At 65.6% G+C, this 11,324-nt stretch carries 10 protein-coding genes; 5 read left to right on the top strand and 5 right to left on the bottom strand.

What is annotated here, in order from left to right; translation table 11 throughout:
- Together argB and AX702_RS06300 are read right to left on the bottom strand one after the other, a co-directional pair.
- Positions 1 to 499 (bottom strand): acetylglutamate kinase (gene argB / locus AX702_RS06305; RefSeq protein ID WP_197420508.1); only part of this gene is annotated, 499 nt, incomplete at its 3' end.
- Positions 500 to 652: 153 nt separating this feature from the next.
- Positions 653 to 1,291, bottom strand: coding sequence for a queuosine precursor transporter (locus tag AX702_RS06300; protein WP_066777630.1), 639 nt, complete (start codon positions 1,289 to 1,291; stop codon positions 653 to 655).
- A 204-nt stretch (positions 1,292 to 1,495) separates the two neighbouring features.
- Between AX702_RS06300 and AX702_RS06295 the strand changes: the two genes are divergently transcribed.
- On the top strand, positions 1,496 to 2,827 hold the full coding sequence (locus tag AX702_RS06295) for a NupC/NupG family nucleoside CNT transporter (RefSeq protein WP_066777626.1): 1,332 nt from the start codon (positions 1,496 to 1,498) through the stop codon (positions 2,825 to 2,827).
- 853 nt (positions 2,828 to 3,680) lie between these two features.
- Here AX702_RS06295 and AX702_RS06290 read toward each other — a convergent pair.
- Complete coding sequence (locus AX702_RS06290; RefSeq protein ID WP_066777623.1) at positions 3,681 to 4,460, bottom strand: SDR family oxidoreductase; 780 nt, start codon at positions 4,458 to 4,460, stop codon at positions 3,681 to 3,683.
- A 53-nt stretch (positions 4,461 to 4,513) separates the two neighbouring features.
- On the opposite strand from AX702_RS06290, the gene AX702_RS06285 reads away from it, so the two are divergent.
- Together AX702_RS06285 and AX702_RS06280 are read left to right on the top strand one after the other, a co-directional pair.
- Complete coding sequence (locus AX702_RS06285; RefSeq protein ID WP_066777621.1) at positions 4,514 to 5,284, top strand: ATP-binding cassette domain-containing protein; 771 nt, start codon at positions 4,514 to 4,516, stop codon at positions 5,282 to 5,284.
- Positions 5,281 to 6,789 (top strand): ABC transporter permease/substrate-binding protein, encoded by a 1,509-nt coding sequence (locus tag AX702_RS06280; protein ID WP_066777618.1) that lies wholly within the window; start codon positions 5,281 to 5,283, stop codon positions 6,787 to 6,789. The genes AX702_RS06285 and AX702_RS06280 overlap by 4 nt, the downstream gene beginning before the upstream one ends.
- A 101-nt stretch (positions 6,790 to 6,890) precedes the next feature.
- On the opposite strand, the gene AX702_RS06275 is transcribed toward AX702_RS06280, so the two are convergent.
- Positions 6,891 to 7,892 (bottom strand): NAD(P)H-quinone oxidoreductase, encoded by a 1,002-nt coding sequence (locus tag AX702_RS06275; RefSeq protein WP_197420509.1) that lies wholly within the window; start codon positions 7,890 to 7,892, stop codon positions 6,891 to 6,893.
- Between the two features lie 84 nt (positions 7,893 to 7,976).
- Here AX702_RS06275 and AX702_RS06270 point away from each other — a divergent pair, with 84 nt between their 5' ends.
- Complete coding sequence (locus tag AX702_RS06270) at positions 7,977 to 8,174, top strand: DUF1192 domain-containing protein (protein WP_066777633.1); 198 nt, start codon at positions 7,977 to 7,979, stop codon at positions 8,172 to 8,174.
- 161 nt (positions 8,175 to 8,335) lie between these two features.
- On the top strand, positions 8,336 to 10,654 hold the full coding sequence (gene clpA / locus AX702_RS06265; protein ID WP_066777615.1) for an ATP-dependent Clp protease ATP-binding subunit ClpA: 2,319 nt from the start codon (positions 8,336 to 8,338) through the stop codon (positions 10,652 to 10,654).
- A 369-nt stretch (positions 10,655 to 11,023) separates the two neighbouring features.
- On the opposite strand, the gene AX702_RS06260 is transcribed toward clpA, so the two are convergent.
- Positions 11,024 to 11,254, bottom strand: a complete 231-nt coding sequence (locus tag AX702_RS06260) for a hypothetical protein (RefSeq protein ID WP_066777612.1) — start codon at positions 11,252 to 11,254, stop codon at positions 11,024 to 11,026.
- Positions 11,255 to 11,324: the final 70 nt, after the last annotated feature.

The following is an 11,324-nucleotide window of genomic DNA, read 5'->3' as shown; positions in this document are numbered from 1 at the left end:
CCGCCACTGGCTCGCCCACGAAGCCAAGGTCCACCTTGCGTTCGATGCCCTGCAGCTGATCCGGCTCGCTGCGGCCGACCTTCTCGGCCTGCACCAGCCCGGCGTCCTTGCCCGAGATGCCAACCGCGCGACCACCGGCGGCGGCGATCCAGGAGACGATCTGCTTGTTGATCGATCCGGCGAGGACCATTTCCGCGATATGCGCCGTCTCCGCGTCGGTCACGCGCAGCCCGTCGACAAAGCGCGATTCGACGCCCAGCCGCTTCAGCATCGATCCGATCTGCGGCCCGCCGCCGTGAACGACGACCGGGTTGATGCCGACCGCCTTCATCAGCACCACATCCTCGGCGAAGTCGCGCTGCGCCTCGGGATCGCCCATCGCGTGCCCGCCGTATTTCACGACAAAGGTCGCGCCGGCATAACGCTGAAGATAGGGCAGTGCCTCGACGAGCGTCTCGGCCTTGGCGAGCAGTTCGGGCGAAGGGGTGTGATCGGTCATGAGCGCGCCATTAGCATAAGCGCCCGGCAGCGAAACCTGCCGCTCCGTTCGCACGAGAATGACTTGCCTCACCTTCGTGCTGGGCCTGTCGAAGCACGTGCCCCGCAAGACGCGCTTTTGACGCGCCCTTCGACAAGCTCAGGGCTAACGAACCTATCTGTCCAGCCGCCGGCCCAGCGCCACGAAGCCGTAGATCAACGGCGGCACCAGCACGATCGACAGCACGACCTTGGCGATCATCTGCCCGACCAGCAGCTCACCGATCGGGAACACGCCGTAGAAGGCGATGGTCACGAACAGCAACGTGTCCACGATCTGCGACAGCACGCTGGCGACGGCTGACCGCAGCCACAACAGCCGGCTGCCCTCGCCGCCCTTCAGCGCGGCGAAGATGGTGACATTCAGCGTCTGGGACGTGCCATAAGCGACGATGCCGCCCAGCCAGATGCGCGGCGTGCCCGTCATCATCAGGTCGAATGCATTCAGGCGCTCGGGCTCCATCGCCGGCGAAGCGGGCGCGGCGAGCACCACCAGCGTCAGCAACAGCGACACGATCAGCGGAATGAACCCGATCTGCACCAATCGATTGGCGACATGCCGCCCATGGAGCTCCGCGATCGCGCTGGATGTCGCGACCAGTAACAGAAAGGCGAAGATGCCCGCCTCTACCGCCAGCGGGCCAAGCGCGACCTGCTTGTTGCCGAGCACGCCGGCGATGCACACCATGCCGCCGTAAAAGATCGAAAAGGCGAAGAGCGAGCGCGCGATCGGCGCTGGGACGGGCGATTCCATCGCCAGCCGGTAGCATCGGGAACGGCATTCACGGAAGCATTTCCGTCATGCCGGCCGGCCCGAAAACGGCCGCCCCGCGCGCGAGAACGCGCGCAAATGCCACGCCAGCGCTTGTCGAAGCGCCGCCCCTTTCTCTATGATGCGACGCGCAAAAAATTCGGCAGGGCTTGGCGAGCTCCGCCCGCGAACGGGGGTTGTCCGCACTTGAGCCGTCTTCTCATCGGCATTGCCGGTATTCTGGTCATTCTCGGTCTTGCCGTTGCCCTGTCCACCGATCGTCGGGCGATCCGCCCGCGCGTCGTCGCCAGCGCCTTCGCGCTTCAGGTCGGCATCGCCGTGATGGTGCTCTACGTCGACTGGGGCAAGCGCGTGCTGTCCACGCTGTCGGCCGGCGTGTCCAACCTGCTCGGCTATGCCAAGGCGGGTGTGGACTTCCTGTTCGGGCCGCTCGCCTCGCCCGCGATCGGCGGCAACAGCTTCGCCATCGCCGCGCTGCCGGTGATCATCTTCTTCGCCAGCCTTGTATCAATCCTCTATTATCTCGGCGTCATGCAATTGATCGTCCGCTGGCTGGGCGGCGCGATCGAGAAGGTGATCGGCGTGTCCAAGGTGGAAAGCCTGTGCGCGGCGGCCAACGTCTTCGTCGGCCAATCCGAATCGCCGCTCGTCATCCGCCCCTATCTGGCGGGGCTGACGCCGTCGCAGCTGTTCACGGTGATGACCAGCGGCATGGCGGGCGTCGCGGGCACGATCCTCGCCGCTTACGCCTCCATGGGCATCCGCATCGATTACCTGCTCGCCGCCAGCTTCATGGCCGCGCCTGGCGGCATCCTGATGGCGAAGATCATCATGCCCGATCGCAGCATGCCGCCCGAAGGCGAGCTGCCGCTCGGCGACCTGCCCGATCCCGATATCGAGATCCGCGTTTCCGAAGCGCGCATGAACGCGCATCCCGTGGCGCTTCCCGTCGAGGAACCGGCCGGCGAGCCGATGCCCGAAGCGACGCATGACGAGGAAAAGCCCGCCAACCTCATCATGGCCGCCGCGCAGGGTGCGCAGACCGGCGTACGGCTCGCCGTGGCGGTCGGCGCGATGGTGCTGGCATTCGTGGCGCTGGTGGCGCTGGCGAACGGCATCCTCGGCGGGATCGGCGGCCTGTTCGGGCGGCCGGACCTCAGCTTTCAAATGCTGCTCGGCTATCTCTTCGCGCCGATCATGTTCCTCATCAACGTGCCGTGGGACGAGGCGCTGCGCGCTGGCGGCATGTTCGGCCAGAAGATCGTGCTCAACGAGTTCGTCGCCTATATCGACCTTGGCAAGCAGGCGGCGGAACTGTCGCCCCGCACCGTTGCGATCGTCACCTTCGCGCTGTGTGGCTTTGCCAATTTCTCCTCCATCGCGATCCAGATGGCGGTAACCGGCAACCTCGCGCCCAACCAGCGGCCGATGATCGCCAAACTCGGCATCCGCGCGCTGCTCGCGGGCAGCCTCGCGAACCTCATGTCCGCCGCGCTGGCGGGGCTGCTGATCGGGTAATCGACGCTGGTCGGCGACCAGCACAGCGCCCCCAGGCGATCCGTCACCCTGAGCTCGTTTCAGGGTCCAACGCAACCAAAGAGGCGACGTTGCCGGTTGAAAAAGGATGCTGAAACAAGCTCAGCATGACGACTGTGACCGCGGCTTTGGCCAAGTTGTGGACGTTAAAATATATTGATCTTCCCACCTGTAGTAGGTCTTTGTGACGCAAGATGCTCGTTTTCCGCACCTCGGCTGTGCTGCCGCGCTTGCCATCCCGCTATTAATGTTTCTTGCGACCTGCGCCTCTCACGTGTGGGAGTATGAACGAGACCGAATGCCAAACCAGATTAGGCTCGGGGACACGTTATTCTCTCAAGATCGAAGCATGGGCATCGGGCCGGGCGCTAATGAGACTGGATTGTACGTCTACGAACTAGATAACCACGACGCGACTCGCCTAATCAAATTGAGTCGCTCACTCAATAGTGATTCCCGCATACGTTCAGCAGTGGGCACTGCGGAACCAGAATATTACGAGTGGAAGAGAACCCCCATCTTAACCTTTGACACACAACCTTCGTCCAACAAACATCATAAATCCTCAGAGGCAGCCAGAAAACCCAGTATATCCGACTTTCTCGGTCGTTACGGTTTATACATCGATGTCGATCCTACCGTTCAGCGTAGCATAAACGAGGTTATTTCTGCGCCCGGCTCCTATTATGCGAAAGGGCGCGCTGGAGCGTTGATCATAGTATCCCCTCACCGGAGACGCGTCATTTTCGCATACGCGGGTTAATACGTCCGCTTCCCACCCCAAGTCCGCCGCTCGTTCGAAATCACCGACCATCGCTCGCCACGCGCTGGGTGATCACCCCCGGCCCAACCGCATCCGATTGCGCAGCCCGCCGGGCATCCAGCGCGACGCGAACGCCAGCCGCCGGGCCGTCTTGCCCACCAGCGTATGCAGGCGGTCGCCGTGCACCGCCGTCCAGGCCGCTTCCGCGACCGTCTCCACCGGAGTGAACTCCAGCCCCGCCTCGACCACCGTTTCGCGCACACTGCGGTTCGATCCGCCCACCGCCGCGGTGAGCAGCGGCGTGTCGATGAAGCCTGGCATCAGGCTGCGCACGCGAATGTTCTCGCCCGCCCACTCGCCGTCCAGCGCTTCGGTCAGGCCGCGCACGGCGAACTTCGTCGCGGAATAGATCGCCGCTCCCGCCGTGCCGTAGATCCCCGCCGCCGAGGCCGTGTTGAGCAGGCAGGAGCCGGGCGTCGCCGCGAGATAAGGATAGGCCAGCCGCGCGCCATAGACGACGCCCTTGATGTTCACGTCCAGCGCGCGGTCGATCTCCTCCAGCGAGGCGGCGCCGAACGGCCCTCCTACTGCCACGCCGGCATTGTTGAACAACACGTCCAGCCGCCCGCCGCTCGCTTGCGTGAATTCGGCCAGCACTTCCTCCCAATCCTCGGGCGAGCGCACGTCCATGACATGGCTGGTGGTCCGATCGGCCGGCAGCATCGCCGCCGTCGCCTTCAGCGCCGCCTCGTCACGGTCGGCAAGCCCGACCCGCCAGCCGCGTTCGGAGAACAGCTGGGCGACCGCGCGACCGATGCCCGAGCCGCCGCCGGTGATCAGGATTGTCTTCATGGCCCCGCTCCTTTGTTTGACCTGGAGCGCGGCATCCCGCATCCTCCTGGTCGATGCCAGTGGAATCGCGTGGCCCTGCCGTCGGCTTCCACGACGTAACCAAACGGTTTGGCGCCGCCGCTCCAGCTGTCGATGGCGTGTCCCTCAGGATCGAACCGGGCAGTTTCGTGGCGTTGGTGGGTACGTCCGGCTCGGGCAAGTCTACCCTGCTGAAGACGATCAACCGGCTGGTCGAGCCGACAGCCGGCGAGGTGACCATCGACGGCGAGGATGTTCGCCGGCTTCCCCTCCCTGCGCTACGCCGCGGCATCGGCTATGTCTTTCAGAATGTGGGTTTATTTCCTCACCTCACGGTGGCGGAGAATGTCGCGCTGCCACTGCGCCTTGCAGGGCAGCGGTCGGATGACCGCGTCAGCGAGCTGCTCGAGCTGGTTGAGCTGCCGCTCAGCCTGGCCACGCGCCTGCCGGCTGCGCTGTCCGGCGGACAGCGCCAGCGCGTCGGCGTCGCGCGCGCGCTGGCCGCAGGGCCGCGGCTGATGCTGATGGACGAGCCGTTCGGCGCGCTCGATCCGGTGACGCGCGATTCGCTTGGCAAGGCGGTGCGGGCGCTTCACGCGCGGCTCGGGCTCACCACGGTGATGGTCACGCACGACATGGCGGAGGCCTTGCTGCTGGCCGATCGCGTGCTGGTGATGCGCGACGGGCGGATCGTCGCGGACGAGACGCCGGCCGGGCTGCTGTCCGGCGGCGGCGGGGATGCGGCACAGGCGCTGGTCGCCGTGCCCCGTCTGCAGGCGCAGCGCCTGGCGGACCTCGCCCGATGAGCGATGCATGGAGCCGTGTGCCCGTTCTCGCGGCGCAGCATCTCACGCTCGCCATGGCGGCCATCGCGCTGGGCGTCCTAATCGCCGTGCCGCTCGGCTTCTGGTCCGCGCGCCGTCCGTTCGCGGCGCGGCTGGCGCTTGGCGGCGCGAGCATCGTGCAGACGATCCCCAGCCTTGCGCTGCTGGCGTTGTTCTATCCCGTGCTGCTGTGGATCGGCGGCGTGCCGGCGCTCGGCTTCCTCCCGTCGCTTCTCGCGCTCACGCTATATGCCGTGCTGCCGATCCTGCGGAACACGGTGACGGGACTGCAGGGGCTGGATCCGGCGGTGATCGAAGCCGCCGACGGCATCGGCATGACGCGCTGGCAGAAGCTGCGGATCGTCGAGGCGCCGTTGGTGCTGCCGGTGCTGACCGCCGGGATCCGCACCGCGGCGGTTTGGACGATCGGCGCGGCGACGCTTTCCACCACCGTTGGCCAGCCGAGCCTCGGCGACCTCATCTTTGCCGGGCTTCAGACACAGACATGGCCGCTGGTGCTGGCGGGATGCATTGCCGCCGCCGCGCTCGCGCTGGCAGTGGATGCGCTGCTGGGTCTGGCCGAATACGGCCTGGCGCGCCGCCGGCGCTGGCTGACGATGGCGGCGCTGGCGATCCTGGCTGGCGCCACGCTGGCCGCGACCGCCCCGCTCTGGCGCACCGGCAGTGACCGCGTCGTGGTCGGCGCCAAGAACTTTTCGGAGCAGTTCATCCTGGCGCGGCTCATCGGCGATCGGTTGCGCGCGGCCGGCTACGAGGTCGAATATCGCGACGGGCTCGGCTCGGCAGTCGCGTTCGGGGCGGTCGCGAGCGGGGCGATCGATGTTTACGTCGATTACGCCGGCACGATCTGGACCGGACAGATGAAGCGCACCGATGCACCGCCGCGCGACGCACAGGTGCGCGCCATCGCCGGCTGGGCGAAACGCACGCATGGGGTGACACTGCTGGGGCCGCTCGGTTTCGAGAATGCTTATGCGTTCGCGATGCGTGCGAGCGAGGCTCAGAGGCTGGGAATTGCGACGCTTGGCGATCTCGCCGCCCGCTCGCCGCAGCTACGGCTCGGCTCCGACCTGGAGTTTCTGGAGCGGCCGGAATGGGCGGCGGTGCGGCGCGCCTATGCGATGCGCTTCGCCGAGGCGACGCCATACAGCCCGACCTTCATGTACCGTGCGCTGGCGAGCGGCCGGGCGGACGTGATCAGCGCCTTTTCCTCCGACGGGCGGATCGCGGCGGACAAGCTGCGCGTGCTCAGCGACCCGAAACAGGCGATCCCCGGCTATGACGCCATCCTGTTGATCTCGCCACGCCGCGCCAACGACGCCCGGTTCACCGAGGCACTACGTCCGCTGATCAGCGCGATCGACGTAACAGCGATGCGCGAGGCGAACTACATGGTCGATCGCGACAGCGACAAGGCGACGCCCGAGGCCGCGGCGAACTGGCTCGCAGAGCGGATCGGCCGGTAATCACACCCGCCGCTCGTGCTGAGCCTGTCGAAGCACGTGTCCGATGCGCGACACGAGTGTGGCGCACCCTTCGACAAGCTCAGGGCGAACGGTGAGGAGGATCACTCCATCGTCAGGACGATCTTGCCCACATGGTCGCCCGCCTCCATGCGCCGGTGCGCTTCCGCCGCCTCGGCCAGCGGGAACACCTTGTCGATCACCGGCTTCAGCCGTCCCGCCTCGGCGTGCGGCCATACGGTGCGCGCCAGTTCGTCGGCCACCATCGCCTTGAACCCCAGATCGCGCGCGCGGAGCGTGGAGCCGGTCAGCGTCAGGCGGCGCATCATCACCTCGAAGATCGGGATCGTGGCCTTGGCCCCGCCCTGCACCGCAATCGAGACATGCCGGCCGTCTTCCGCCAGGCATTTGAGATTGCGCGGAATATAGTCTCCACCAACCATGTCGAGCACGGCGGCCACGCCCTTGCCGCCAGTGATTTCCTTCACCCGCTCGACGAAGTCCTCGGTCTTGTAGTTGATGGCGTGATCGGCGCCGAGCGCTCTGGCCGCCGCGACCTTGTCGTCCGAGCCCGCTGTGACGATGATCGTAACGCCGAAGATGTTGCACAAGGCGATCGCCATGGTGCCGATGCCGCTGGTGCCGCCGTGGACCAGCACCGTATCGCCTTCATTGGCGTAGGCGCGCTCGAACAGGTTGGTCCACACGGTGAACAGGGTTTCGGGCATCGCCGCCGCTTCCACCATGGACATCAGTTCCGGCACCGGCAGGCACTGGCCGGCGGGGGCGGCGACATAATCGGCATAGCCGCCGCCGGCCACCAATGCGCAGACCGGCTGGCCGATCATCAGCGACGCCACATCGGGCGCCATCGCCACCACGTCGCCCGACACTTCCAGACCATAGATGCTGGGCGCGCCCGGCGGCGGCGGATAGACGCCCTTGCGCTGCATCACGTCGGGCCGGTTCACGCCCGCTGCGGCGACTCGGATCAGCACCTCGCCCGGCTTCAGCACCGGCACGGGCCGCTCCACCAGGGTCAGCACCTCCGGGCCGCCATGTGCTTCGGGATCGATCGCCCGCATCATCGCCGGAATGTCGTTCATCGCCGTTTCCCCCACACCTAGCATCGGCAAATGCATGGGGCGGCCTTATTGACTTCGCACCCGCAGCGGTCAACGATGCGCCTCATGGATCTGGATGATATCCTTGGGTCCCGGCCCGACGATCCCCTGACCGCCTTGCTGCGAGAGGATCTCGATCGCCTGTCGGTGGCTGAGCTGGAGGCGCGGATCGCCGCGCTTGAGGGCGAAATCGCCCGCAGTCGCAAGAAGATCGACCATGCGGTGAATCATCGCGCCAGCGCGGACGCCCTGTTCAAGCGATGACCCGCGCAGCATCGGCTGGCCGCGATGCCATATGCCGATGCGGGGCCACGACGCCCTTCGGCCTGCTGCTTGATGCCGGCGGGTCCAATCACGACATTGTAGGAAAGGGCCGGACGCCTGCCCCCCAGACGTCGCTCCACGGCCCGGTTGGAGTATCCTGAATGCCATCCTTTGCCAGCGCTCTCGAGACCACGCTGCACAAGGCGCTCGAGGCTGCGTCCGCGCGGCGCCACGAATATGCCACGCTTGAACACCTGCTGTTCGCGCTTGTCGATGACGAGCATGCCAGCCAGGTGATGACGGCGTGCGGCGTTGATCTCGGCGAACTGAAAACCACCGTCGCGCATTATCTCGACACCGAGCTTGGCGCATTGAAGGTCGATCAGCAGACCGACCCCTCTCCCACCAGCGGCTTCCAGCGTGTGGTGCAGCGTGCGATCCTGCACGTCCAGTCATCCGGCCGCGACGAAGTGACCGGCGCCAACGTGCTGGTCGCGCTCTTCTCCGAACGCGAAAGCTATGCCGTCTATTTCCTGCAGCAGCAGGACATGAGCCGGCTGGATGCCGTCAGCTATATCAGCCACGGCGTCGGCAAGGGCGCGTCCGCACCGGAAGCCTCCACCCCCAAGGGCGCCGAGGACAAGGAAGAGAAGAAGCCAGTCGAAAAGGGCGCCAAGGGCGAAAGCGCGCTCAAGCAGTTCACCGTCGACCTCAATGAAAAGGCGCGCAACGGCAAGGTCGATCCGCTGATCGGCCGCGGGCCGGAGGTTGACCGCACGGTGCAGATCCTGTGCCGCCGCTCGAAGAACAACCCGCTCTATGTGGGCGATCCGGGCGTCGGCAAGACCGCCATCGCGGAAGGACTCGCACGCAAGATCGTAGAGGGCGACGTGCCTGACGTGCTGAAGCCTGCCGTTATTTACTCGCTCGACATGGGCGCGCTGCTTGCTGGCACGCGCTATCGCGGCGACTTCGAGGAGCGGCTGAAGCAGGTCGTCAACGAGCTGGAGAAGCTGCCGCACGCGGTGCTCTTCATCGATGAGATCCACACCGTCATCGGCGCCGGCGCGACCAGCGGCGGCGCGATGGATGCGTCTAATCTGCTGAAGCCCGCGCTGTCGGGCGGCACGATCCGCTGCATCGGCTCGACCACCTACAAGGAGTTCCGCAATCACTTCGAGAAGGATCGCGCGCTGCTGCGCCGGTTCCAGAAGATCGACGTGAACGAGCCGACGATCGAGGACACGATCAAGATCCTCGCCGGCCTGCGATCGGCTTTCGAGAGCCACCATGACGTCAAGTACACGCCCGACGCGATCAAGTCGGCCGTGGAACTCAGCGCACGGTACATCAACGACCGCAAGCTGCCGGACAAGGCGATCGACGTGATCGACGAAGTTGGCGCGATGCAGATGCTCGTGGCGCCGTCCAAGCGGAAGAAGACGATCACCCCCAAGGAGATCGAGCAGGTCATCGCGACGATGGCCCGCATCCCGCCGAAGAGCGTGTCGACCGACGACAAGAAGGTGCTGGAGACGCTCGAGACCGATCTCAAGCGCGTCGTGTTCGGGCAGAACAAGGCGATCGAGAACCTGGCCTCGGCGATCAAGCTCAGCCGTGCCGGCCTGCGCGATCCCGAAAAGCCGATTGGCAACTACCTCTTCACCGGCCCCACTGGCGTCGGCAAGACGGAGGTCGCCAAGCAGCTTAGCGTCATCATGGGCATCCCGCTCCAGCGGTTCGACATGTCCGAATATATGGAGCGCCACTCGGTCTCGCGGTTGATCGGTGCGCCCCCGGGCTATGTCGGCTTCGACCAGGGCGGTCTGCTCACGGACGCGGTCGACCAGAACCCGCATTGCGTGCTCCTGCTCGACGAGATCGAGAAGGCGCATCCGGATCTGTTCAACATCCTCCTGCAGGTGATGGACAACGGCCGCCTGACCGACCAGCACGGCAAGACGGTCGATTTCCGCAACGTCATCCTGATCATGACGACCAATGCGGGCGCAAGCGACATGGCGCGCGAGACGCTCGGCTTCGGCAATCTCTCCCGCGAGGGTGAGGACGAGCAGGCGGTGCAGCGGCTCTTCACGCCGGAATTCCGCAACCGTCTCGATGCGATCGTGCCGTTCGGCTACCTCCCGCCGGAGGTCGTCGCCCGCGTGGTGGACAAGTTCATCCTCCAGCTGGAGCTGCAGCTGGCCGATCGCGACGTCCACATCAAGCTCGACGAGGAAGCGCGCAAGTGGTTGACCGACAAGGGCTATGACAAGCTCTACGGCGCGCGTCCGATGGGTCGTTTGATCCAGGAAAAGATCAAGCAGCCGCTCGCCGAGGAACTGCTGTTCGGCAAGCTCGTCCATGGCGGCGAGGTCGTGGTGAAGCTGAAGGACAATGCGCTGACGTTCGAAATCGTCGGCGCGGCGCCCAAGAAGCCGCGCAAGAAAGGCGGCAAGGCGAAGGTCGAAGCGGAGTGATTGAAAGGGCGCTGGTCGCGAGACCGGCGCCCTTCTTGTTTGGCAAGCCGCTCTCCGCGCATGGGCCGTCGTCCCGGACTTGATCCGGGATCCATCGATCCGCGAACGCTGCGGGACGTAACGGCGGACAGCGTTCGCGGCACCATGGACCCCGGATCAAGTCCGGGGTGACACGGTCTGAATGATGCTGCGGTTAGCGCAAGACGTCATGCCGGGCTCGTCTCGGCATCCAGACCTCCACTTACCCAGCGACTGTGGGCAGCGCCGAACGCTGGATGCCGGGACAAGCCCGGCATGACGATCAAGATGGCTGTAGCGGCCTCGACCTTACGGCATTCACCGCGCTAATATGCGCCTCCCCGCGAGAACTCACCCGCGCGGCGAACCCTCGCTTTTGCTCACCCACTGCGGCCCATTGGCACGGCAAGCGGCACTGATCACCGGGAACGACAGGTCGGTATTGCGCGCCAATGCCGCCGGCAGATCAGCCTGGCATTGCTGCACGGTGGCGTAGCGAACCGGCTCAACACGCGCCTCAGCGCACGCCTGCTGGTCGTCGCCGCAGCCCATGATCGCCAGCACGAAGAAAATCGGTTGCATTCCCGCCTCCACTCTGCCTATTCAACGCATTGGCTTCGTCGGGTGTTCCGACGTTAACGCTCTTTTGACG

Origin of the sequence: Sphingomonas sp. CCH5-D11, from assembly GCF_001557395.1 — a bacterium.
Lineage (GTDB): Bacteria > Pseudomonadota > Alphaproteobacteria > Sphingomonadales > Sphingomonadaceae > Sphingomonas.
The sequence above is the reverse complement of the archived record's forward strand: the minus strand, read 5'-3'. Positions and strand labels throughout refer to the sequence as shown.